The 25,220-nt window shown below is 37.8% G+C and carries 24 protein-coding genes and 1 pseudogene; 13 read left to right on the forward strand and 12 right to left on the reverse strand.

The genetic code is table 11. From position 1 onward, the window contains the following. The first annotated feature begins 5 nt into the window (after positions 1-5). A complete protein-coding gene (rlmH, locus tag V7108_RS00205) occupies positions 6-485 on the forward strand; it encodes a 23S rRNA (pseudouridine(1915)-N(3))-methyltransferase RlmH (RefSeq protein WP_335510722.1) in 480 nt (159 codons plus the stop codon). A gap of 138 nt (positions 486-623) precedes the next feature. Here the strand turns inward: rlmH and V7108_RS00210 are convergent, their stop codons facing one another. Beyond that, positions 624-1,226, reverse strand: a complete 603-nt coding sequence (locus V7108_RS00210) for a TetR/AcrR family transcriptional regulator (RefSeq protein WP_335567039.1) — start codon at positions 1,224-1,226, stop codon at positions 624-626. 198 nt (positions 1,227-1,424) lie between these two features. Here V7108_RS00210 and V7108_RS00215 point away from each other — a divergent pair, with 198 nt between their 5' ends. Beyond that, positions 1,425-2,162: an SDR family NAD(P)-dependent oxidoreductase gene (locus V7108_RS00215; protein WP_335520075.1), complete on the forward strand. Its 738-nt coding sequence runs from the start codon at positions 1,425-1,427 to the stop codon at positions 2,160-2,162. A 215-nt stretch (positions 2,163-2,377) separates the two neighbouring features. After that, positions 2,378-3,559: pseudogene (locus V7108_RS00220) on the forward strand (PhoX family protein); the annotation flags it as partial. A 314-nt stretch (positions 3,560-3,873) separates the two neighbouring features. Here V7108_RS00220 and V7108_RS00225 read toward each other — a convergent pair. Continuing rightward, complete coding sequence (locus tag V7108_RS00225; protein ID WP_335567041.1) at positions 3,874-4,443, reverse strand: acetylglutamate kinase; 570 nt, start codon at positions 4,441-4,443, stop codon at positions 3,874-3,876. 880 nt (positions 4,444-5,323) lie between these two features. On the opposite strand from V7108_RS00225, the gene V7108_RS00230 reads away from it, so the two are divergent. Then, the gene (locus V7108_RS00230; RefSeq protein WP_335567042.1) at positions 5,324-5,494 is read left to right on the forward strand and encodes a hypothetical protein; all 171 of its coding nucleotides are present in this window, start codon (positions 5,324-5,326) and stop codon (positions 5,492-5,494) included. Between the two features lie 500 nt (positions 5,495-5,994). Here the strand turns inward: V7108_RS00230 and V7108_RS00235 are convergent, their stop codons facing one another. Further along, positions 5,995-6,471 (reverse strand): PAS domain-containing protein, encoded by a 477-nt coding sequence (locus tag V7108_RS00235; RefSeq protein WP_335520087.1) that lies wholly within the window; start codon positions 6,469-6,471, stop codon positions 5,995-5,997. A gap of 394 nt (positions 6,472-6,865) precedes the next feature. Between V7108_RS00235 and V7108_RS00240 the strand changes: the two genes are divergently transcribed. From V7108_RS00240 to V7108_RS00275, 8 genes are all read left to right on the forward strand, one after another. Beyond that, a complete protein-coding gene (locus tag V7108_RS00240) occupies positions 6,866-8,479 on the forward strand; it encodes a sigma 54-interacting transcriptional regulator (protein WP_335567043.1) in 1,614 nt (537 codons plus the stop codon). Between the two features lie 186 nt (positions 8,480-8,665). After that, positions 8,666-10,102, forward strand: a complete 1,437-nt coding sequence (locus V7108_RS00245) for a tryptophanase (RefSeq protein WP_335567044.1) — start codon at positions 8,666-8,668, stop codon at positions 10,100-10,102. 153 nt (positions 10,103-10,255) lie between these two features. Then, on the forward strand, positions 10,256-10,624 hold the full coding sequence (locus V7108_RS00250) for a RidA family protein (RefSeq protein WP_335567045.1): 369 nt from the start codon (positions 10,256-10,258) through the stop codon (positions 10,622-10,624). Positions 10,625-10,842: 218 nt separating this feature from the next. After that, the gene (locus V7108_RS00255) at positions 10,843-12,231 is read left to right on the forward strand and encodes an amino acid permease (RefSeq protein WP_335511807.1); all 1,389 of its coding nucleotides are present in this window, start codon (positions 10,843-10,845) and stop codon (positions 12,229-12,231) included. A 447-nt stretch (positions 12,232-12,678) separates the two neighbouring features. Beyond that, a complete protein-coding gene (locus V7108_RS00260) occupies positions 12,679-13,452 on the forward strand; it encodes a MurR/RpiR family transcriptional regulator (protein ID WP_335567046.1) in 774 nt (257 codons plus the stop codon). A 113-nt stretch (positions 13,453-13,565) separates the two neighbouring features. Then, positions 13,566-15,167: a PTS transporter subunit EIIC gene (locus V7108_RS00265; RefSeq protein ID WP_335511811.1), complete on the forward strand. Its 1,602-nt coding sequence runs from the start codon at positions 13,566-13,568 to the stop codon at positions 15,165-15,167. A 48-nt stretch (positions 15,168-15,215) separates the two neighbouring features. Beyond that, positions 15,216-16,541, forward strand: a complete 1,326-nt coding sequence (locus V7108_RS00270; RefSeq protein WP_335511813.1) for a 6-phospho-alpha-glucosidase — start codon at positions 15,216-15,218, stop codon at positions 16,539-16,541. Between the two features lie 231 nt (positions 16,542-16,772). Beyond that, positions 16,773-17,768 carry a phosphatidylglycerol lysyltransferase domain-containing protein gene (locus tag V7108_RS00275; RefSeq protein ID WP_335567047.1) on the forward strand — a complete coding sequence of 332 codons (996 nt, stop codon included), beginning with the start codon at positions 16,773-16,775 and terminating at the stop codon, positions 17,766-17,768. A 67-nt stretch (positions 17,769-17,835) separates the two neighbouring features. Here V7108_RS00275 and V7108_RS00280 read toward each other — a convergent pair whose 3' ends face one another. The 4 genes from V7108_RS00280 to V7108_RS00295 all read right to left on the reverse strand — a co-directional run bounded on the left by V7108_RS00280 (position 17,836) and on the right by V7108_RS00295 (position 20,798). Further along, complete coding sequence (locus V7108_RS00280; RefSeq protein ID WP_335567048.1) at positions 17,836-18,330, reverse strand: hypothetical protein; 495 nt, start codon at positions 18,328-18,330, stop codon at positions 17,836-17,838. A 117-nt stretch (positions 18,331-18,447) separates the two neighbouring features. After that, entirely contained in the window at positions 18,448-18,621 is a 174-nt protein-coding gene (locus V7108_RS00285; protein ID WP_335567049.1) for a glycosyl hydrolase family 28-related protein, read from the reverse strand. 279 nt (positions 18,622-18,900) lie between these two features. Next, on the reverse strand, positions 18,901-20,256 hold the full coding sequence (locus V7108_RS00290; RefSeq protein ID WP_335567050.1) for an MFS transporter: 1,356 nt from the start codon (positions 20,254-20,256) through the stop codon (positions 18,901-18,903). Positions 20,257-20,639: 383 nt separating this feature from the next. Continuing rightward, the gene (locus V7108_RS00295) at positions 20,640-20,798 is read right to left on the reverse strand and encodes a hypothetical protein (protein WP_335511822.1); all 159 of its coding nucleotides are present in this window, start codon (positions 20,796-20,798) and stop codon (positions 20,640-20,642) included. A 217-nt stretch (positions 20,799-21,015) separates the two neighbouring features. On the opposite strand from V7108_RS00295, the gene V7108_RS00300 reads away from it, so the two are divergent. Then, the gene (locus tag V7108_RS00300; RefSeq protein ID WP_335511824.1) at positions 21,016-21,903 is read left to right on the forward strand and encodes a LysR family transcriptional regulator; all 888 of its coding nucleotides are present in this window, start codon (positions 21,016-21,018) and stop codon (positions 21,901-21,903) included. A 357-nt stretch (positions 21,904-22,260) separates the two neighbouring features. Here V7108_RS00300 and V7108_RS00305 read toward each other — a convergent pair whose 3' ends face one another. From V7108_RS00305 to V7108_RS00325, 5 genes are all read right to left on the reverse strand, one after another. Beyond that, on the reverse strand, positions 22,261-22,566 hold the full coding sequence (locus V7108_RS00305; protein ID WP_335567051.1) for an AzlD domain-containing protein: 306 nt from the start codon (positions 22,564-22,566) through the stop codon (positions 22,261-22,263). After that, positions 22,559-23,278, reverse strand: coding sequence for an AzlC family ABC transporter permease (locus tag V7108_RS00310; RefSeq protein WP_335567052.1), 720 nt, complete (start codon positions 23,276-23,278; stop codon positions 22,559-22,561). Before V7108_RS00310 ends, V7108_RS00305 begins: the two co-directional genes overlap by 8 nt. An 83-nt stretch (positions 23,279-23,361) precedes the next feature. Beyond that, positions 23,362-24,054: an LrgB family protein gene (locus tag V7108_RS00315; protein WP_335567053.1), complete on the reverse strand. Its 693-nt coding sequence runs from the start codon at positions 24,052-24,054 to the stop codon at positions 23,362-23,364. After that, on the reverse strand, positions 24,024-24,428 hold the full coding sequence (locus V7108_RS00320) for a CidA/LrgA family protein (protein ID WP_335567054.1): 405 nt from the start codon (positions 24,426-24,428) through the stop codon (positions 24,024-24,026). Before V7108_RS00320 ends, V7108_RS00315 begins: the two co-directional genes overlap by 31 nt. A gap of 320 nt (positions 24,429-24,748) precedes the next feature. Beyond that, complete coding sequence (locus V7108_RS00325; protein ID WP_335511834.1) at positions 24,749-25,201, reverse strand: staygreen family protein; 453 nt, start codon at positions 25,199-25,201, stop codon at positions 24,749-24,751. Positions 25,202-25,220: the final 19 nt, after the last annotated feature.

Genomic DNA, 25,220 nt, shown 5'->3' on the forward strand with positions numbered 1-25,220 from the left:
GGATTGTGAATATCTCAATTGTCACGGTTGGCAAATTAAAAGAAAAATATTTAAAAATGGGGATCGATGAATATTTAAAGCGATTGAATTCCTATGCGAAAGTGGAAGTCATAGAAGTCCCAGATGAAAAGGCACCTGAGGAGCTAAGTGATGCGGAAATGCTCCAAGTAAAGCAAAAAGAGGGAGAACGAATATTGGCTAAGATTAGCCAGGATACATATGTGATTGCATTAGCGATCAATGGAAAAATGCAGTCTTCTGAGGAGCTTGCGGATACGTTAGATAAGCTGGCTACCTACGGGAAAAGTAAGATTGCCTTTATAATCGGCGGGTCTTTAGGTTTAAGTGAGGAAGTAGTTAAGCGATCGAACGAACAGCTTTCTTTTTCAAAAATGACCTTTCCGCACCAATTGATGAAGTTGATTCTTGTAGAGCAGATCTATCGGGCTTTTCGGATTAACCGAGGTGAACCTTACCATAAATAGAGGCGGTTTTTAGTTTTAAAAACGGAAAAATGACATTAAATCATAGGCAGCCCTTTATTTCAAAGCGGGGTTACCTATGATTTATTTCATACCATTGACTAGCTATTAATTATAGCTAAATATTATGCGGCTTTAACATTATTCTCCTACATATTCCACCGAGTAAATATGGGTTTTCGTTAAATTAATTATTTCTTCGATAAATTCATCTTGGGATTCTTTGAAACCACAATTTATCCAATTTAGAAGGATTCCGTAAAAGCCATAGGCTGTATAACGTTTAAAATAACCCATGTTTACTGAGATATTGTTTATCGTCTCGAATTTAAACTTTTCTTGATAGATTTTTAGGATGGACTGAGGGAATCTTGTATGTAATCCCGGTAAGGTATCATTATATTTGATAAGATCAAAAAATTCCCTCTGCTCAAATATGTAAGTAATAATATTAAAAGATAGTGTTTGCAACTTTGCTGTATATACCTTTTGTCCAGGTACATAAGGTTGTCCTACTGAATCTTCTAACCCTTGAAGCATGGATTCGAGTAAATCTTCAGCTAATTGTATTTTATCTTGATAATGAAGATAAAAGGTACTTCGATTATAAGCAGCATAATCTACAATGTCTTTTACAGTAACAGAATGGTAACCATTCAGTTTTATTAGTTTAATTAATGCTAGCTTTAAATGTTTTTTTGTCCGATTATTCCGTTTGGATGACATAATTTGTTCATATTTCATGGAGAATCCTCCTCACTAAACGACAGTTTTCTACTAAATGTCTACTAATTCTACATTTAATGATATCTTAATGGTTGTTAAATGTGAACAGAATAGTACAATTAAATTGTGAACAAAATAGTACATATCTTAATTATTCTATGAATTTTAATTAAAATATGTTATACAAAATTAATAATCTGACAGGGGGATTATATGATGGGAAAACTACAAAACAAAGTAGCCGTAATTACTGGTGGAGCATCTGGTATTGGAGCAGCGACAGCACAATTATTTGTTTCAGAAGGTGCTAAAGTAGTACTTGTAGATTTAAATGAAGAAAAGGGAAAAGCTTTTGAAGCAGAGTTGAAAGCGCTTAACGGGGAAGCTCTATTTGTTAAAGCGAATATTACAAATGAAGATGATGTAGCTAATGTATTTAAACAAACAGTTGAAGCCTTTGGCAGAGTCGATGTTGTATTTAACAATGCAGGCATTGGCCGAGTTCACTCTTCACATGATTTAGAATACTCCGAGTGGCGCAATACTGTAAACGTTGACTTAGATGGTGTATTTTTAGTAGCACGTGAAGCAATCCGTGAAATGTTAAAAACGGGTGGAGGTACAATTGTGAATACGGCCTCTATGTTTGGTTTAGTTGGATCATCAGGGTCAGCAGCCTATAACGCGGCAAAAGGTGGAGTGATTAATCTAACACGTTCACTTGCAGTTGAATATGCAGAAAGGAATATTCGTGTAAATGCACTATGTCCTGGTTTCATAGACACACCAATTATTCCTGAAGAAAGTAAGCAGGCATTATCTGAAGCTACTCCGATGAAACGCCTTGGCAAAGCGGAAGAAATGGCAACAGCAGTATTATTCATGGCTTGTGATGATTCTTCTTTCATGACTGGAAATTACTTAGTTCTTGATGGTGGATATACATCTCGATAATCTGTTTCGTCAAGGTTATTGTTTTTTGACATAAAATAGATTTGCATCGTAATGTAACTCATAATATAAAATATAGTAAGGAAACCCCCGCTGAATTCGTTGGGGGTTTCTTTAGTTTAATTGATATAAAACCGCTAATATAATCGGTGAGGTGAACCGTACCATAAGTAAATGAGGTTATTTAGGACCTTTCCCCCAAGCCTACAACGGTGAAAGCAAAGGCTAATCCTTATTTCTATGGCTACACTCCTGAAATTACAGTAGGTAAGAATGGTAAAACATCAGTTGAAAAACATTACAGTACAGGACGTTTCTCTCATGAGTTAGCTAAAGTAATGCCTGATAATAAAACTGTTTTTTACGGTGATGACGGCGGCAATACAGGAATGTTTATGTATGTAGCTGACAAGGAAAAAGATTTATCATCAGGTACACTCTATGCAGCAACATTCAAACAAACAGGTACTGAAAACGGTGGTTCAGGAGATTTACAATGGATTAATTTAGGACATGCAACGGATAAAGAAGTGAAAGATATTATTGATAGCGGCATTACATTCAATGATATTTTTGAAACTTCAGATGCTCCTAAAGAAGGTTTTACGGCTATTAAAACATACTCAAATGAAGGAAAAGTTGAGTACCTAAAGCTTAAACCTGGCAAAGAAAAAGCAGCAGCCTTCCTTGAAACTCGCCGTTATGCAGCCATGCTTGGTGCGACTACAGAATTTAACAAGATGGAAGGTCTAGCGCTAAACGAAAAGGATAAAAAAGTATATATTGCCATTGCCGATCAAAGTAAGGCTATGGAAAAAGATTCAACTGGTAAAGATCCAGCAGACCATATTCAATTACCAAAAATTAAAGCTGGAGTAACTTATCAATTAGACTTGCAAGGCGGCCAAAAAGATAGCAATGGAAAGGCTATTAATAGCTCGTATGTAGCACCATCCATGTCTGGGTTGGTAGTAGGGGAAGACCTTCCTGCTGCCGATGCATATGGAAACACTGCGAATGTAGATAAAGTAGCTAATCCAGATAACTTAAGTTACTCTGAAGCAATGAGAACTCTCTTTATTGGTGAAGATAGTGGCGCCCACACAAACAACTTCGTTTGGGCTTATAATGTTGACACAAAAAAATTAGAACGTATTTTATCTGTCCCAGCTGGAGCAGAAGCAACTGGATTATTCGCTGCTGATGACCGCAATGGATTCTCATACATCTTCAGTAATTTCCAGCATCCTGGTGATGAAGTAGATGGTAAGTCCATTACAGCTGTTAATAAAGAAGAACTGCTTAAAGCTGTTGACGAACAAATTGGTATTAATAAAACAGGTGGTATTGGTTATATCTCCGGTATGCCATCTGTAACAAAAATGCCAAAGAATAAATAAGGTAACTGATTTAAGCAACATCTATTAAAAATAATTTAAATAGTTATAAATTGGGCTCCAGTCATATTAGACTGGAGTTTTATTTTTTTCTAGGATCATAGTTATAAGTGCCTAGTCACCACCCGATTTTATAAATTGGGGCAGTTTTTTTACATTAATTTCTCTGAACAGTACAATAGGTAAATGAGTTTCTATGAAATCAGTAAATCAGTTTCAACTGCCATTAATGGTTTTTGAAAAAACAGTGCCTGCCCCCTCCAATGCGTTAAAGCTTTGTATCATGGGGAGCAGGCACTGTTTCCATATCTTTAAATTTAAAACCTTCTAGGGAATTGTCTCACAATCGCAACCGTTATGGTATCTGCCATTTCTAAAGCTTCCGCCTCAATTTTATCAAACACGTCGATACTAGCTTTAAAATGCTTTTGAAGAATTAATACTGCCTCCTGTATAGTGAGTGCTAGATGTTCAAAAAACATTTCTCTGAATTCTCTTTCTGATATAAAGGGATTTATTCTACTAAGGAATTTGGAAATTTCTGCTCCATTTGCGTACCAACGTCTCTCTGCGTCCGCTACAGCTTTTTGATTGCCTGCTTTTGCAGCTTTAACAATTTCAGCAGCAATGACCAGGTGATCCCTGATTAAGTTGCTGAAAGTATCTGCTACTCTATTTCCATAGAAAGGCTTTAGTAAATTCCCCATATCTGTAGCGTTTCGGAGAAGACGTGCGGTAACAGCATCTAAATCAGGTAAATTAAATGCTATGCTATTGATTGTCATTCTTGTCCAATATACATGTTGTTCCCAAGCTAAACGCATAGCATTACTTAAACGAACTTCCTGTTCACTAATATAAGAACCGTTAAACCAAGGTGTATTCATGATTTCACCTCCACATTCAAAATCATTCCAGTATATTCAATTTATAAATAAATGCTTGTACATACTTATTTGCAATCGTTGATTTTAACTAAGACACTCGAGAGCAGAAAAAGTTTAAAAAAAGCTGTGGGGTAAAAAGCTAGGAGTTTGTCCTCCTTGCTTTTTGTCTTAGAATACTTTGCCAATTTAGCGCAATTCACGAGCAATATTTTTTGAAGGCAAATACCCAATAAAGGTAGTTGGAATAAAAAACTGCAGGTATAGTAGGTGTGGTGAATCGTATCATAAGTAAATGAGGTCTTTGAAAATTTTTATAAATGCGAATACCGTCCTCCTCAGTACCACGAAGAGTAATGAATATTTTTCAGGATAAGGATAGCGAATAAATAACCTCAGTAGGTTTAGGTAGGTGTTTACAATGGTTAATAGTAATGAAATTTATGTAAACGAAATGGAGCGAAGGGGCAGAGTCAGTTTAATCAAAATTGGGTGCCAGACACCATCGAGATACAATTTAAGGATTTTAAATGAGTGTATTTTTTAGAAATCGTTATTGTACCAGCCCCGCCTTTGTTATAGAAAGATATGAATTGAAATATCAATAAAAAACCATGGGGGAAAACCCCCATGGCCCTTAAAAGCAAATTTGTGCACCTTCTATTTACTCATTAAACGCTGGGAACGCTCGGAAGTAAACCATGAAGAGCTTGGAGCAGGCCGTTAGCGATGTCTGTTTGCTGAGCTGTAAGTGGACCTGTTCCGCCAGTATATACAGTGACACAGACAGGGCAAACATCCACGTGGATACCCAATAGGTTAATGGCTAGTCCACCAGGAATGCTCACAGTAAGGATCGGAGTCGAACCTTGTGGAGGGGTACATGTCTGACAATTTCCATCATATGCAGCAATATTACTCATTGTTTCGTCTGTTATCGAGGTTTCGGGAGTTCAGTCGTGGTGCAACTGCTTCTGCAGTAGTTTTCCTGTTAATGGCTTTTACTCTGGGTATAGCGCTCGGTGTGATTGGGTTAAAATTAAAATCCAGCTAAACAAATCTGTTTCCATTGGCAGAGGGAATATACTGTTGGTTGACCAGAACGATGAATTTGAAGGATTGCTTCAGGAGCGATAAAAAAATCCCCTTTGTCACGGGATGAATTCCTATTTACGGAGGAGAAATAAGGAAAATTAACAATGCAGCTAAATTAGACTTAGGAGCGGTGTATGCTATCACATGTTAAAAACTGGGCAAAAACTGCTGCTTAGGCAGGTGCGGTGAACCGTATCATAAATAGAGTCAAAAGTTGGAGACTTTCCTCAAATGTTTTCTTACATGGCGTTGGCTTTGTTAAGCTTTGTTGCAATATTCTCTAACGATCTATCAATTGTATTTATTAGTTCTGTGGAACCGCAATGTTGGTAGGGACTTAGTAATAATTCATCTATTGTTTTACATAAGTAACGACTAAAACTTTTATCATAAAGAAAAACACATTGAATTATGGGATTCAGTGTGTTTTTCAGCAGCTTCTCAAATGGAAAAGTTTTTTTACTCAGGTTTAACAGCAATAAATTCGTCAATAGTTTCAGGGGTATGTTTACCTTCTTTTCCTTGGAAAAGGTCGATATTAACGGTCACATCCATGCAACCAAGATATTTTCCGTTTTTATCACGCACTGCCATGAACTTTTGATAAATTTGACCAGTTTCACCAGTACGTTTTGGGAACCAAAATTCCCATTCGTCACGTGTTCCTGAATGAAAGTCCTTCAACAGTTTTTCAACGTGGTGAGCCACTTTTGGGTGAAGCTCAAGTACATGGCGTCCAATCGCGTCTTTACGACGGCCATGGACACGGTTAGGATTATTTGAATACCAGCGGAAAATATCGTCGGCATCACAAAAACCCATTTCAAAGGGTAAAAGATTGATAATCGAATCCAGAGTGCTTGCTTTAATTGCACCAGTTTCAAAATTAATGACAGCTTCAGGACTAATTAATTCAGACAACTTTCCATCAAACATTTAAAAACCTCCTATATAATCTCCGTTTATAAGAAGAATAAAATAGTACGAATATTAGCGAAAAAAAATCAGCCACTTTCAGGCGATTATTACCAACCTCATTAATAATGATAGCATTATTAATAATAGACAAATGTGATTTATCTCACAGAGATTGTTTTTGATTAATATTTGTAATTGAATGTTTAGGAATTACAGATTAATATTGCCGGTTGAGTATATATCTTTAATTTAATTTAAAAGGTTACTTTAAAAATAAAAAAGCCGAGGTTACTGCCTCGGCTTTTCCTAATATAATTTATTTTAAACTAAAGCCAACTGTTTTAGGAGCTTTATGTTTACGGTATTCTTAGTATAATCAAAGTATCAAAAAATATATAAACGGGAGAGTCATATGAATCTGGATGAAATCATTATCAATATAGATTTTGAGGACAGAACGGGATTAGGGTATGAGATATTCGAGGTTTGTGAGAAAAATGGGATCGATAAAATCAGCATGGAGGTCATTCCAGATCAGGGAATGTTTATCAAAATGCGGGCGATTGAAGAAAATAAATTAACGTTTCTGCAGGATTTAAAGGGAATAAAGGGTGTAAATAAGATTTCATTTCGAAATTATATGCCCTATGAATCTCGTGAACATAAATTAAACACAATTCTTAATGCTATTAGTGAGGGTGTCGTTGCTGTAAGCGAAAATGGGGAGATCCAGCATATAAACAAACTGGCCTGTAAAATTTTTGAATGTGCAAGCGAGGAGGCATTAGGCCGAGGTGCCGATGAGCTATTTGGCAAAAATCCACCGATTCTTGAGACACTTCAAACCGGACGATCTCATCGTTTGATTGAGAGGAAAATAAGAAGAAATCAAAAGTTCATTCGGATTCTGACTAGCAGCGACCCAATTGTTGATTCAAAAGGCAATGTGATTGGTGCTGTGGCAACAATAAAAGATTTTAAAGATGTGGAAGAGATTATTTCAAAGGTAGATTTAAAGAATGGTTTAACAACATTCGACGATATTATTTATCAAGGTTCAAAAATGAAATACTTAATTGAGATGGCTAAAACGGTAGCACGTGGGAATTCAACCATTATGCTTAGGGGGGAAAGCGGGACTGGCAAAGAGCTATTTGCAAGAGCCATTCATATGGAAGGAAATCGGGCAAATGCCCCTTTTATTGCTATCAACTGTGCTGCTTTGCCGGATTCATTATTGGAAAGTGAATTATTTGGTTATGAAGAGGGTGCCTTTACTGGTGCCTTAAAGGGTGGAAAAAAGGGGATATTTGAACAAGCCAACAATGGCACTATTTTTTTGGATGAGATTGGAGAAATATCCCCGTCGGTACAAGTCCGTTTATTAAGGGTACTTCAGGAGGGAACAATCCGAAGGGTAGGAGGAATGAAAGAAGTTCAGGTAGATGTCCGCATTATCACTGCTACGCATCGTAATCTGGAAGAAATGATTAAAAAGGAGCTTTTTAGAGAGGATCTTTATTATCGCTTAAATGTAATTCCATTAACAATACTACCTTTACGAGAACGAGTTGAAGATATTCAACCGATTGCGGAACACCTTTTAAGAAAAATTGCAAAGAAGCTGGGAAAAAAAGAAGTTTGGTTAACAACGGAAAGTATCAATCTTCTAAAAATGCAGGCATGGCCGGGAAACGTACGGCAGTTGGAAAATGTGCTGGAACGGGTGATGAATATGATGGATGGACAGGTAATCACGCTGCAGCATTTTTATGATTGGACGGATCTTTCAACGCCAATTCTCAAAGCTGAAAATCATGACGGTGAAGAATTTACTATAAGGGTCCCAGTCAATCAGCAATTTCCTAGCATGAAGGAAATCGTTGCTCAGGTGGAATATCAAGTTCTATCACATGTATTAAAAGAACATAATTCGTCGAGAAAAGCCGGGAAGATTCTAGGTGTATCCAACACGACCATATTAAATAAAATGAACGCCCTGGGTATTACTAGTACAGTTAAGTGACAAGTTTTTTTATCAGTGACAAATAATATTGTCACTTTTTTTTATCACTCCTTCAGAAGTCTATGGAAATCCGGTTTTTTAGAGCGCTTTCAAACTGGCATGGAACTTGCATAAATAATCAATGTAGAGATTTTACAAGCAATTTAGTGACATTGATCTATTTTATCTTTTAGGAGGAGTTTGAATATGGCTATAAAATATGTTGCAGAACCATTTAGAATTAAATCCGTAGAACCGATCAAGATTTTATCCCGTGAAGAAAGAGAAGAGAAAATTAAAGATGCGAAATTCAATTTATTTGGGTTAAAAGGTGAGGACGTTTACATTGACCTTTTAACAGACAGCGGAACAAATGCAATGAGTATCGATCAGTGGGCCGGCATAATGAAAGGCGACGAGGCATATGCCGGGGCTTCTAGTTTCTTTAAGCTGCGCGATGCAGGTATTGATATATTCGGTTATCAGTACATACAGCCTGTTCACCAAGGTCGTGCGGCTGAGAAAGTATTGTTCCCAACCTTTTTAACTGAAGGAAAATATGCAATCTCAAATATGTTCTTTGATACCACACGTGCTCATGTAGAACTTGCCGGTGCAAGGGCCATTGACTGTGTCGTAGAAGAAGCAAAGGATCCTTCCATTCGCAGTCCTTTTAAAGGAAATATGGATGTTGAAAAGCTAGAAAAGTTAATCAATGAATACGGCCCAGAAAATATCGGCCTCGTGGTTATGACAATCACCAATAACTCAGCAGGCGGCCAGCCAGTTTCCATGAAAAATATGAGAGAAGTATCCGAGATTTGTAAAAAATATAATATTCCTCTTGATATTGATGCAGCTCGTTATGCAGAGAATGCATACTTTGTGAAACAAAGAGAAGAAGAATGCAAGGATATGTCTATTAAGCAAATTATTCGGCAAATGTTCAGCTATGGCGATATGTTCACCATGTCTGCCAAGAAAGATACCATTGTTAATATGGGCGGTTTAATCGGGGTTAAGGATGGTAATTCCCCATTAATTCTAAAAATAAAAGCGAACTGTATTTCTTATGAAGGATTCTATACTTACGGCGGTCTATCCGGACGAGATATGGAGGCGCTTGCAATTGGAATGTATGAAGGAATTGACGAATCTTACCTTGCTTATCGTATTGGTCAAAGCGAGTATATCGCAGCACGTTTAGATGAAGCAGGAATCGGTTACCAGGCACCAGTTGGCGGACATGGAGTGTTTGTAGATGCACAGGCTATGTTCCCGCACATTCCTTACAATGAATATCCAGGACAAGTGTTAGCGATTGAATTATATAAAGAAGCTGGAATCCGTACCTGCGATATTGGCTCTTATATGCTCGGAAATGACCCTGACACCAAAGAGCAATTGAAGGCAGACTTTGAATTTACCCGCTTGGCTATTCCAAGAAGGGTATATACACAAGCACATTTAGATGTTGTAGTGGATGCATTAATTAACATTAAAGAAAGAGCACATGAAATCAAGCGCGGATACAAAATCTCTTGGGAGCCGCCAATTCTTCGCCACTTCCAGGCAAGCTTAGAACCAATTACTGGAACAGCTGAAGAAACTGCAAAAAAAATTGAAGAGCTAGTTACAATCTAATAGAATAGCAACCAACCATTCGTGCTGGACTAACCCTGTCTATAGTATTTTTGTAAAAGGCGGCGACTTTTCAACGGGAAAGCGCCGCCTTGCTTTAAGCAAAATGCAAAAAAAATGTCGATATAATATACTTCTAAAAAGGGGATTTATAACATGAAACTGATTGAAACAGCAAATGCACCTGGGGCAATTGGACCATACTCACAAGGCTATGAGGTTAACGGAATGGTTTATACTTCAGGCCAGATTCCGGTTAATCCTGAAAATGGAGAAATTCCCGAAGGCATTCGTGCGCAAACAGAACAATCCTGTAAAAACGTCGGTGCTATCTTAGAAGCTGCTGGGGTCAATTTTGAAAGCGTTTTTAAAACAACGTGCTTTTTAGCAGATATGAATGACTTCACAGCTTTTAACGAAGTTTATGCCAAGTATTTTGTGTCAAAACCTGCACGCAGTTGTGTAGCTGTAAAGGAGCTCCCAAAAGGGGTATTGTGTGAAGTAGAAGTAATTGCTGTAAAATAACAAGGTGAGTCTTTTAAAAAGTTAGTCCCTTGGAAATGAAAGTGATCGAAACAAAATAGGCTGCCGACCTCCACCTCAGTCATTCCATCTTTGAGGACGTCTACCTGTAGAATCCTCTTTCAGTCCGTCTTACCTGATTTTCTTTTATTTCAGATCCAAATTTGCTTTATTAAATCATTCGTTTGTAACAATGCAAAACAAATTGGAGCGTGGGAAATATGGAGGAAAACCAAGAATTAAAAAGGGGTCTCAAAAATAGGCATATCCAGTTGATTGCTCTAGGAGGGGCTATCGGGACAGGCTTATTCTATGGCTCGGCCTCAACAATCGGGCTTGTGGGGCCAGCAGTAATGTTATCGTATGCACTCGGTGGATTTTTTATTTTCCTAGTTATGCGCTGCATGGGTGAAATGACTGTACATACACCTGTTTCAGGTGCATTTAGTACGTTTGCTTATAAATATTGGGGGGAAATGGCAGGTTTTATTTCCGGCTGGAACTATTGGTTCTGTTATGTGGCTGTATCAATGGCTGAAATAACCGCGGTGGGGATCTATGTCAACTATTGGTTCCCTGATATTCCGCAATGGGTGTCTGGATTTGTAATGTTCCTGATTATTACCGGCATAAACCTAATTGGAGTAAAAGCTTTTGGCGAAATAGAATTTTGGGGAGCAATTATTAAAGTTTTAGCAGTTATTGTTATGATTCTTTTTGGCCTTGCGATTGTTTTCTTCGGTTTTGGGTATGGAGGAGAAGCAATTGGGTTTTCGAATTTATGGGAACATGGGGGATTCCTGCCTAAGGGATTTAAAGGATTATTGTTGTCCTTGGTCGTTGTAACCTTTGCGTTTGGCGGTGTCGAGTTGATTGGTATTACTGCCGGTGAAGCAGAAAACCCTGACAAAACGATTCCTAAAGCCATCAATCAGGTACTTTACCGAATCCTTATTTTCTATGTAGGTTCCATGCTTGTATTGGTCACTTTATTCCCTTGGGATAAAGTAGGCTTAAAGGGAAGTCCATTCGTATTGATTTTTGATCAGTTAGGAATTCCAGCGGCTGCATCCATTTTAAATGTTATCGTACTTACCGCAACATTCTCTGCATATAACAGTTGCTTGTATAGTAACGCCCGCATGCTTTTCGGACTTGCAAATCAAGGAAACGCTCCGAAATTCCTAAAAAAGGTTGGAAAAACAGGCGTTCCAATTTATTGTGTATTATTTTCATCGGGTGTTGTCGGTATAGCGGTTATTTTAAACGCATTTTTGCCAGGGCAAGTATTTGGGATTGTCATGTCAATTGCAGTTCTAGCTATTATTATTAACTGGATTATGATTTTAATCACTCATAATAAGTTTAGAAGAATCATTAGTCCTAGTGAAGCAGGGCTGTTAAAGTTTAAAATGCCTTTCTACCCGATTTCTAATTATGTAACAATGGCTTATTTAGGAATGTTGATTGTTTTAATGTGGTTCCTGCCAGATTTCCGTGTATCCCTTTACCTTGCCCCAGTTTGGTTGGGAATTTTAATTATTGCCTATAAACTTAAGGGACGTGGAAAAGGAATGGACGATAGCAAATATCTTAAGAAAGCTAATTAGTCACCTAGACATTAACAGATTCATATTTAAAAAAATTGACTTTTGTTGAAAATATTAATGATCCCCTTGCATAGAAATGCGAGGGGATTCCTATTTTCAATTCTGCTCTCTCATCCGCTTTGGCGCCTTTGAAGCGACAAGTCCACAACAATCTTTAAGGGTGCTTTTGTAAATATGCCTGTTCCACGTGAAACAAATAGTGCCAAGAAGAAAGCCGCCATTTAATTAGGTGCGGGGAACCGTATAATAAATAAGCGCGTTTTTTTATTTTAGAATTTGCTGTTAGGGTAATCATTTTTCTCTTGGAGGTTAGAACATCATAAGTCTTCTTAAAGTGATAAGATAAGAATAACAGCACTCATTAATTTTAAGAATCTAAACAGATGGGAAAGTTCCACTTAATAGGAAATACTAATAAAAATAGTGGCAAAGTGGAGTGAAGAATATATGGTTGATATCAGCAAAATTATTCAAGGGAAAAATTTATCAGAAATAGAAGTTCAAATTGTACAATATATCATTATTAACATCGATAATGTCTTGCAAATGGGAGTACGAAATATTGCGAAAAAGAATTTTACCTCTCCTGCAACTGTAATTCGCCTTTCTAAAAAATTAGGCTATACGGGATTCATCGATATGTATTACCACCTCCTCCCTCTGGTTAAAAAAGCGGATTTACCGAAAAACGGCGTGATGGAGGACTTTTTTGAGATTAATTCAAAGGATTTTATGACCCATAATACAGTGGAGGATATTGGAATCTTCATTAAAAAAGTCTTAACCCTCCGCCAAAGTTATATTTTTATTTATGCTACAGGTTTTTCAGCAATTGCAGCAGAGTATTTGTACAAAAAACTATTAGTACTTGGGAGAAAGACAATCTTTGCCAGTGGAACCGATTCGATTGGCGTATTCGAAAATAATCTTGAAGATATCGGTGCTTTAATAGTCATTTCAAAATCAGGTGAAACACAGCTTGTCCTCGATAAAATACAGGCTGCCAAGGAGCACCATATTTTCACTGTTTCTTTCACAAAGGAAACTGAAAATAGGATTGCAGAGCTTTCCGATTTAAATTTTAAAATCACCGATCATAATAAACTAGATGATAGAAACATGCTGCCGAATAGTTTTTTTCCCGGTCTACTGCTGATGTTCGAATATATTGTCAAACAGTATGTTGGAACACTATTACCAATAAAAGATAAGAATGAGTGAAACGTGTTTCAATATGTGAAACACGTTTTTTATCTTGTTGAATCTATCGACTATAAAACGGTTACATTGTATTCTAAACCTGTCAACAAATCATGATAAAAGGGGGAGGCAAAATGAAAACAAAAGTCATGGAAGGCATGCAGCGCTTTTCCAAAGCAATGTTCATTCCAGTGCTTATTTTGCCGATTGCGGGTATTTTAATTGCTCTGGGAAATTTATTTACAAATCCAAGATTAATAGAAGTTATCCCGTTTTTAGATAATCCGATTACTACTGGTTTTGGTACGATTTTAACCGGATCATTGGTTTCGATTCTCGGTAACTTGGGACTTATATTTAGTGTCGGTATTGCAGTTGGTTTAGCCAATAAAGAAAAAGCGGTGGCGGGATTTACGGCCTTACTTGGCTACCTAGTATTTGTCAATGCGATGAATAAATTTATGCAGCTGAGCGGTGTGCTGTTTGAAGGCGAATCTCTGCAGGGTACCGGGCAGACCTTGGTCTTGGGTGTACAAATCCTCGATATGGGTGTATTCCTCGGGATTATCCTCGGGATTGTCACTGCGATGGTTCATAACAAATTTATTGATAAAGAATTTAAAGGTGCGTTTCAGATTTACGGCGGATCACGCTTCGTCTTTATCGTACTGATTCCAATCGTTGTTCTTTTATCAATTGGACTTACTTTTATCTGGCCGTTTTTCCAAGCCGGAATTAATAACCTTGGTACACTAATCAATCACAGTGGAAGCTTCGGTATTTTCTTATATGGAATGTTAGAGCGTTTGTTAATTCCAACCGGGCTGCACCACTTAATCTATACGCCATTCTTATATACCTCATTGGGTGGTACAGCTGAAGTTGGCGGACAAATTTTTGAAGGAGCAAGAAATATTTACTATGCGGAGATTGCAGATCCAACGGTAAAAGTGCTTTCTTCATCTGTAGTTTGGGACGCACGTGGTATTTCAAAAATGTTTGGATTAATCGGAGCCTGTTTAGCGATGTATCATACAGCCAAGCCTGAAAACAAGGCTAAGGTAAAAGCGATTTTGATTCCAGCTGCCGTTACTTCCTTTATTGCAGGTGTTACAGAGCCTATTGAATTCTCATTCATGTTTGTCGCACCTCTGTTATTTGTTGTTCACGCGGCCTTAAGCGGTTTAGCGATGGTGACGTTTAATCTATTGGATGTCAGAGCCATTGGCCCAAACGGCATGATCGACTTCCTATTATTCAACCTGCCGCTTGGAATTGAAAAAACACATTGGCCAATGTACATTTTGATTGGACTAATCTTCTTCTGTATTTACTATTTGGTCTTCCGATTCTTAATCGTGAAATTTAACTTCAAGACAGTAGGAAGAGAAGATGAAGGCCACGAGACAAAATTATATTCGAAGAAAGATCTAAAGGAAAAGCAACACCAAGGAAAAACCGGGGCTTCAGGGCCGCAGGGGAATGACGGAATTGCCCCAGTGATCGTCGATGCATTAGGCGGAGCAAGCAACATTAATACAGTAACAAACTGTTACACAAGACTTCGTTTAACACTGGATAACCCTGAAAAGGTCAACGAAGAAGTTTTGAAAAGAGAAACTGGTGCCAGTGGAGTCGTGATTAAAGATAAGAATGTTCAGGTTGTTTATGGCTTACAGGTAACAAACATTAGAAAAGCTGTCGACAGCTATTTAGGATTAACAACAAACGAGTAGAACCGTGAAGAATACAATAACAAAGATTACTAGAAGGGAATGGGGAAAATGAAAAAGTTCTCAGTCGTTATTGCAGGTGGAGGAAGTACCTATACACCAGGGATTGTTATGATGTTATTGGATAACCTGGACCGTTTCCCGCTTCGAACATTAAAATTATATGATAATGATGGTGAAAGACAAGCGGTATTAGGGGAAGCTATCGAAATTGTATTAAAAGAAAAAGCACCGGAAATTGAATACTGCTATACAACGGATCCGGAAGAGGCCTTCACAGATATCGACTTCTGTTTTGCACATATCCGGACTGGAAAATATGAAATGCGTGAAAAGGATGAAAAAATTCCATTAAAGCACGGTGTTGTCGGGCAAGAAACTTGTGGACCTGGCGGAATTGCTTATGGGATGAGAAGCATCGGTGATATGATTGAATTGATTGACATTATGGAAAAATACGCACCAAATGCGTGGATGTTAAACTATTCCAATCCTGCAGCCATTGTTGCAGAAGCTTGCCGCGTACTTCGTCCAAATTCAAAAGTATTGAATATTTGTGACATGCCAGTAGGAACCTTGCGCAGAATTTCACATATCATCGGAAAAGAGCCGCAGGATTTAGAAGTCCGTTATTTCGGATTAAACCACTTTGGCTGGTGGACTAGCGTTAAAGATAAAGAAGGTAATGAATATCTGCCTCAAGTCCGAGATTATGTTGCAGAGAACGGCTATCTTACTCAAAAAGAAGTAGATACTCAACATACGGATGCCAGCTGGCAGGAAACACATAAAAAAGCGAAAGATTTGTTAGCTGTGGATCCAAGATTCCTGCCAAATACGTATTTAAAGTATTATTTATATCCTGATTACGTGGTCGAACATTCAAATCCAGAATATACAAGGGCCAATGAAGTTATCGCCGGCAGAGAAAAAACAGTTTTTTCAACAGCTAGAACCATCATTGAAAGAGGAACAGCAGAAGGCTGTGAATTTGAAATGGGCGCTCATGCAACCTTTGTCGTTGACCTAGCCCGTGCTATTGCCTTTAACACGCACGAAAGAATGCTGTTAATTGTTGAAAACAATGGTGCCATTGCGAATTTTGATGATGACGCCATGGTAGAAGTTCCATGTATAGTCGGAAGCGATGGTCCAGAGCCATTAAGCCAAGGAAAGATTCCTGAATTCCAAAGAGCGTTAATGTACCAGCAAGTAACGGTTGAAAAATTAGTCGTACAAGCTTACATTGAAGGAAGCTATCAAAAATTATGGCAGGCTTTAACACTATCAAAAACAGTACCAAGTGCAAAAGTTGCAAAAGAAATTTTGGATGATTTAATTGAAGCTAATCAAGGTTACTGGCCTGAATTAAACTAACTTTATAGATACTAAGAAGGCGAAAGGTGAAGAGCTTTTCGCCTTTTTTGGGTCCTCATATCAATTGGATGAGAGCGGAATGTTCAAGAAATGGTTTGGAAGAAAAGAGACATCATCCTGTCCGTCAAAAAATTAAGTGCCTTACCTGCTATACCTGTCCAATACAATTAAAATTCTTTTTCATAATATATATGAAAGGATTTAAGACAAGGTACTCTTAGGAGGGGGACTATGAATCAACCTAATAAAAACCCAAAGCGTATATTCATTGGCAAATGGCTGTTCAATGAAATTGACCTTAACGACAAACTTCTTTTTGAAAAGTTTGTTAAGGAAAGCGAATATCCGGCCACCGTCTGGTCCTCTAACTTTGCTTACCTATGGGCATCTTCACAGTCTGGAAAAAGGAAAACAGTTTGGAAAATCATTGATGGTATGCTAGTACCGTTTTTTTATAATGTGTACCATCAATATCTTTCTCTTGTTTGTTTGCCTTTTGGGAAAGGAGATGCAGAACATGTCGTTAAGGTTCTATATAAATGCATGGCATACTGCTATGAGTTGAACAAATTAACTGGAAATCAGATATATAGCAGAGTACGGACTATTAACGAAGCCCAACTACAATTTTTACAAACCTCCAAGAAATTTAATCAACGTTTCGACCCTAAGAAATTATTGGGGATTGAGAGGCATTTTAGTATTCAAAAACTCATCCGCTTGGCTGGAAAAGAATTCGCATACGTCCGCAGAAAAATCAATAAATTTCATCGCAAGTATCCTCAAGCTATTATTCGAAAATATGAAGGTGATACCGACTATCACAAAGTGATGGAATTTAATAAAAATTGGGCAAACGAGAAAGGTGAATCCATATTTGATGGTACCTACTCTAAGGAAATCTTAAAGTATCCAGATGAGTTGGACCACACTGCTTTAGTTGTTGAAATTGATGGTCAAATTGTTGGTATGACATCAGGAGGTTGTTTGCCAACGGGTCAATCTTGGACTTGTTTAAGGAAAGGTGACCATAAGGTTGAGGGACTATCAGAGCTGCTTTTATATGAGTTCGTAAAAGAAAGCTTTAAGGTCAATTCTTCTATTGAATACATGAATGACGGCAGTGATCTGGGAGATCAAGGATTAATTTTTTTTAAGGAACGGTTTAGACCAGAATTAAATTTAAACCGGTACCGGGTTTATCTTAAAGATTTTAATTACCGCTAAACCATGAAAATGGATCCTTATTTAGAAAAAATGAGGGAGAGTTTAAGATAGGATTTATATCGCTTAATTACTTCGTTCCTGATGTTATAATTAGGGATCCATCATGTTTAAACATATTGAGAGATTGTCTTACATTTCCGGTTCCATATTTGATAATTCTAGGCCTGGTAGTAGCTGGATCTCCCCATTGACAGTTGGTCACGATACCACTAGTGCCATCATCCCAGTACATAACACCATTAATATTACAACTATTGAACACAATCCCATTTTGTTTGACATGGACATAGACTACATAAGGATCCGTTACACCATCACAAAGAATATTACAATTATTAAAAGCTACGTAGGTGTTATTATTGGTCGTAAATATGGCTTGTATATTAATTGCCCTTGCTTTACTGTATATCCAACACCCGTCAAATACAACGTCAGACATATCGACCCCCGTAACAGCAAAGTTGGTATTTAAGTCAATAATCACGTGTGAGAATTTAAAAGCCAATCCTTGGACCACATTCACACCCCATCTGGCTGAACCAATGTAACCACCTAAGAACATACAGCCCTCTGGTCGTCTGATAAAGCCCTGATACGTTGCTCCATTTACATACACTCCATAATTTAAACCACTATATGGGGACATCTGATCAGAGGAAAATTACGCAATCCTCCAGCGTTAATAGTCCGGGATTTCTAATGTTTGTGAAATTACATAGGTTGTGCGAGGTTTAAGGTTTACAATCCCCATCCCCCCTTGTGCACTGGCCATACAGTTTTTCAAGGCTTGTGTATCATCTGTAACACCATCGCCTTTTGCCCCGAAATCCTCCGGTAGTAGATAGTAATTCATACAGGTTAGAAATCAACTCCTTAAAAAATAATTACACACAACGCAATACCGTAAAGAATGTATCTTATTTAGGTGTATATGCTGAAATTTAGGCAAATATCATAACATTTTAGGCGGCCATATGCCTTTTTGAAAATATCGGTATTTTTTTGCAAAAACGGACTGTATAAAAGATGCTGTGAACAGACCATAAATAGTAGCAAAAGAAATGGAGCCAGTGTGAAAACTTGGCTCCATTTACATGTTAAGGTATTATCTCTATATCTGATAAGGTACTAATTAAACTGCGGCATCATTAATTGAATCTCGTCTGGTGTTAGTATCAACCTTATTAGAGTGCGCATTTCTAACGGGTACGATTGCCAGAGCTGCAGCTGCGAGCAATCCTGGTATAGCAAATGCGATGAAATTTAAGTGAATTGGAAGAGATACGGATAAAAGGAATCCACCTAATAGCGGACCAAGCATACCTCCAATTCTCCCGATACCGGATGCCATCCCTAAGGCAGTTGATCTGATAGATGGTGGATAGTACTGGGAAACATAAGCCTGTACAATATTTTGTGCACCTATTGTAGCAGCACCGGCAATGGCTACAAGGAGATAAATCACAAAGGAATTTCCGCTAAAACCAAGTAAAGTCAAAGCAATTGCCCCTGATGCATACATTGGAACAAGCATCTTTTTGGAACCATATTTATCACAAAGCCGTCCTATGATTAGCGTTCCGATAATGGCACCTCCTTGAAGGGTGACTAGGAAGGCTAAACTTGAATTTAGTCCATATCCAGCATCAATCATCAGCTTAGGAAGCCAAGTATTTAAACCGTAAACCATCAATAGGCAGCTGAAAAAGGCAATCCAAAACATAACCGTACTTAAAGCCCTTTTATCTTGAAATAATCCAATAATCGGAACCTTTGTATCTTTTTCCCTAAGCTCTTCAAACTCATCATTCTGTTGGATGTCCATCCCAGGATTTACCTTTAATAGAGTTGCAACCAACTTGTCCCTTTTTCCAGTCCTAATAAGGTGACTGGCAGTTTCCGGTAATTGTTTATACATAATTGGCAGCATAACAAGAGGAAGGCCCGCAAACCAAAAAATAGATTCCCAGCCGAATTTAGGCATAATAAAGATTCCTAATAAAGGTGCAAGAATTCCTCCGACCGAATAGCCGCATAGAACAACTGATACAATCATACTTCTCATTGTTTTAGGAGCATAATCTGTTAATAACGCAATGACATTGGGCATGATCCCTCCAAGCCCCAGGCCAGCTAAAAATCGATAGGTTGAAAACATAGTGGGTGTTTCGGCAAAGCCGCATAGGAATGTAAATAAACTAAATAATATCAATGTAATCGCAATGACATTTTTCCTGCCAATTCGGTCAGCAAGTGTTCCGAAAAGGATAGCGCCAAACATCATTCCGAATAAGCCATAACTTCCTATTGCCCCTGCTTCTACCGGGGTTAGACCCCATTTTTCAATTAAAATTGGTACGACGGTTCCATAAACAACGAGATCATATCCATCGAACAAAATAATGAGAAAACTCCAGATAAGCAGGCTCAAATGGAAGCGGTTAAATTTACTGTTAGCAATAACCTCTGCCGAATTAATGGTTTTCACATTTTCTCCCCCTCTTTACAATTTATTGATAGCGCTTACTAAATACAAGTGAATTACTAACTATTGCACTTCACTAATAGTGAATATTGTTCTCTACTAAGAGATTATATACGGCAATTAATTTGTTTTCAATATAAAAAAAACAATTTTTAAATTTTTCTGAAATATAAGTTAAGATGTTCACTTGGGTAGTTTTAGTAGGTCTTGAAGGAATTGTCTTGTAAAAGGGTAGAAGAAATGGCTAAAGCTGTACTATTAAGGATAGTGCGGGGAACCTTATCATAAATGGGGCAGTTTCTTCGAAAATAATTTCATGTGGTGGCTGATAATATTAAAACAAGGAGGCCAATGGTGAAATACATTGGCCTCCTTGCTTTGGTATATTAAGCAATTTCTTGCTGGAAACACGGATCATTGAAGTAAACAACTTCAGAAAGAACTTTATAGCCCTTTATGTCTTTTAGTTTCTCTCTTGCTTCTTGTTCTGTTTTAAATTCAAACATAGAAATTTTTGAATCTAAATAACAAGTAATAATCCACATTAAAATCTCTCTCCCTATTTTTAAGTATTCTGTCTTGTAGACAGTACTTCTATCAATCACCCGTTAAATCTTGCTTGCATAACCCTCAATTCAAAATCTAGGATGTATTATCAATTGCTACAGACCAATCATAATGCAATAATAGAATTAAATAAAATGCAAAAAAAATATACGATGATATAAAAAAATATTATATCGGATATTTTGGAGGTAAATAGTGGATTACCGTGATTGGGAAATACTGAAGGTCCTCTATAGTCAGAAGAATATATCGAAAGCAGCGCGGCTATTGTTTATTACCCAGCCGGCATTAACCAACCGTTTAAAGAACATGCAGGAAGAATTAGGCGTCAAAATCGTAACACGAGAAAGCAGAGGGGTTCATTTTACTCCAGAGGGAGAATATCTTGTTCATTGTGCTGATGATATCATTGCTCAATTTAATAATATAAAAGAGCATGTCCGGAATATGAGTAAAACGTCCGGTAATGAAGTCGCAGGAACATTGAAATTAGGTGTATCTTACTTTTTCGCCAACTATGAACTGCCCCATATTTTAAAATTGTTTAAAGGTCAATATCCTCATGTGGAATTTAAAGTGATTACTGGCTGGAGTAAAGATGTAACACATTCTATACACAATAAGGATGTTCATATTGGCTTTGTTCGGGGTGACTATAGCGGTAGAGGACTAAAGAAACATCTATTATTTGAAGAAACAGTTGCTGTTACGTCTAGTGAGCCAATTGATATGGTGAATTTGCCTAATCTCCCCAGAATTGACTATAGCGGCGATTACCTTTTAAATTCATTAATTGAAAATTGGTGGGCCGAGAACTATACCCAGCCGCCGCTAATCAGTATAGAGGTGGATCAGGTGGATACTTGTAAGCAAATGGTTATTAATGGATTAGGCTATGGAATCATGTCTAGCAGAATGCTTAAGGATAGTAAGGAATTAAAAAAGTACGACTTGACTGACCAAAATGGGAAACCCATATTAAGGAGTACATGGATGTACTACCATAAGGAATCCTTGGAATGGAATGTCGTGAAGGTCTTTGTGAATTTTATTGAATCATTGGAGTTACACCAAGCGCATTAAAAAATAGGAAAGGGGGCCTTTTTTATTGTTAAGGTCCTCTTCCCCTTTTGGAATAAGAAGGTTCTCACTTATCGGTTGGGGAACCAGGTGAGCACCTGCTTTGAAAAATAGACGAAAAAATTCCGCTTACTTTGTAAATACAAATAAAAATAGTTTCAATAGACGGAGAGATTCCGCCTATTGACCCGAAAAACGTGAAAATGAGGAATTTTGCTATACATAGTCGGAAAAACTCCCCTTATTTACCTCGAAACGAGCTCCATTCAGCATTTAACCGGAAATTCTCCGTGTATTTTACGCTTGCTGGTTACTCGTTTAAGGACAAGAAGCTGCAGCATAGTTAGTTTAATTCCTGACTTAATATAAAAACAGTTCTGCTACAAAAACCGAAAAACTGGCCAATAGGGCAACACTCACTAAGCTGGCCCCCCGGTAGGCAAAAAGAATGGCAACAATAAATCCAGCTAGTGCGGACCAGGGCGATGCCGTTGCGTCTAAAATTGCCGGAAAGACCATCACTGCTAATGTCACATATGGAACATAGTATAAAAATGATCGGATAAAGACATTTTTGATTTCTTTTCTGATGAGTGTAAGCGGCAGCACTCTAATAAGGTACGTCACAACCGCCATCACTAAGATAAAAAAAATAGCATTATTCATATTCTTTACTATGCTCCTTTACCGGAAATACAAACGCTGCGACACCTGCAATCAAAATCGTTAAGATGATAATCTTTAATCCGGATGAGATGGACTGAAGGATTTGCAGCTCTGCAAATACCAGGCTTAGTACCATAGAGATGATAATCACTCCAGAAAGAATTTTATTCCCTTTTGCCGGAGGGATAATGACAGCAAGCAGCATTCCGAACAGTGCAATACTTAATGCACTAATCATCCTTGGCGGCAGAATATCTCCGGATATAACGCCAAATAATGTACCAAGAGCCCACCCTGGCACCGCAGCACTCATTACACCATAAGCGTAATAAGGGCTTAACCTTCCGGGAACGCCAATAGACACTCCAAATACCTCATCTGTAATACCATATGCCATGAGTAATCGATGGTAAATGGGCGTGTTTGGGTCAATTTTTTGGGATAAAGCAAATGACATTAGAAAATATCTAGAGTTAATAATTAGCTGTGTGACAGCAATTTCGACCACTGCCGCGGCACTGGCAATAAGCGTCAGCCCGGCAAACTGTCCAGCTGATGTTAAATTAGTCACCGACATCAATAATGCTTCAAATGGATTTAGCCCGGCTTGCTTGGCAAGAATGCCAAAAGTAAACGAAACCGCAAAGTAACCCATTGCAATGGGAATTCCGTTCTTTAACCCGCTTTTCCATTCTCCAATATTTGTTTTCATTTTCTCTCTTTCTCTCCTCTAACATTGCTGCCATAAAATAGAAATTTAATCAGAAACATAATTGTGTGACAGGCACTACGTTTTTAAATTTGAAATATCCATACGATAATGGGTCCTAGAAACGAGCCAATGATAGCACATAATGTCATCGTAACGGAACTCATCGAAAAGGTAAGTTCACCGTATTCGGCAGCTTTTGAAGTTCCTATGGCATGTGAGGCACTGCCAAGAGCAATCCCTCTGCCAATGGGACTAGAAACTCGGGTGAACTTAAAGATCACAGGAGCTGCTATTGCACCAAAGATTCCAGCAATCATGACGCCTACGACTGCCAGCGAGGCATTGCCTCCCATTCCTCTAGTCACTTCTACGGCAACAGGGGTTGTAAGAGACTTTGGGATTACTGATAGAATCAACGTCTGATTGAGTCCTAATATCTTAGATAGGAGTCCAACGCTTACCATACCGGAAAAGGCACCAACCAAAACCCCGCCTAATATGGGGAATAAATGTTTGATTATAAAATGACGCTGTTTATACAAGGGATAGGCAAGTGCTACAACGGATGGACCCAAAAGGGAACTAATCCAATGCCCGCCAATCATATATTTTTCATAAGGAATGTGAAGCAATAAAAGGATAATGATAATAAGAGTCGTTGATGTTAAAACGGGAATTAAAAATGAGTAAGAATATCGTTTATAAATTCTAGTTGTTATAAAAAAGGCAGCGACCGTTAATAAAATCATCCAGAATGTGAATAGGGCTTTTTCCATTCTTCCTCATCCTTCCCTTTCTGCGCTTTTCTCTCAAAATATTGACCTGCTATTCCTGCTGCTACAATGGTGAAGATGGTGCTTAACAGAACGACCGCAATGAATAAAGCGCCGTGAAAAGAAAGCAGAGAAGAATAATTCATGATCCCAACGGTAGCCGGAATAAAAAATAACATTAATATACTTAACAGAAAACCTGCTCCATTCTCAATAAACTTTACAGGGATTATTTTCAAATATAAACATAGGAAAAGCAGTAAAAGTCCTATAATACTACCAGGAATGACCAAGTGAAAAAGATTGTGAATTATGGTTCCAGCAAGATAAAAAAGAGACAAAATACCAGTTTGCAAAATGATGATTAAAATTTTCATGCTTGCATTGCTCCTGTTTTTTAGGAGCAGCTTCCCTTCTTTCTTATAATTTGATTTAAAAAGGTGCCTGTTACCATATTTTGTCCTAATGAAAAAACTCCTCGTTCTGTTCATAAAACGGGGAATTTTAGATGATGAAGCAAAACTACCAAACTATTATATCATAATTAGTTTGGTAGTTTTGCTAGGTTGATAGTAGAGGATCCGGGACCTGATCGAGGGTGGCACAATAACCTTTTAATCCGCATTACATTTGAAGCCGCTATACAAGCACGCTATATTACCGGATCTAGTCACGGTGAACCTGAATGGATTTATATTTAGCTGTTGAAATTTTGGAAGGTTCCCCAATTTTCCCGCTTTGCAAACTGGGGGTAAGAGGACATAAAGTTAATAAAGATGGGAGCTTGATCTAAATGAGGGTATGCATTGAAAAATAGCCTATCGCCGTACCGAATGGCTGTTAGTGCTAGCGGCAGTTCACGTCTAAATATTTCATTGCGTTTTGCTGATATATTTTGGGTATATTGTCCTTGATCTATAGATACATAAACACAATAATACAAGGAATTTCCACTTTGTTTCCATTCACCTAATACTTCATCTCTCATAGAATTGATTTTATCCCAAGCATAATCAATTCCAATGTCCAAAAATAAATCACCAGTTAAATCGGAGTGCGTTAGTGTGTAACGCCTTGGAATAACAGGTTTCGTAACATCAGCACCGGGCCTGTAGTTCACAGATAGTTTTTCAGGAATAAAATTGCTCAAAGCAATCAACTCCAATCGT

This window comes from Neobacillus vireti (assembly GCF_036962345.1).
In the GTDB taxonomy this organism is placed as follows: domain Bacteria; phylum Bacillota; class Bacilli; order Bacillales; family Cytobacillaceae; genus Neobacillus; species Neobacillus vireti_A.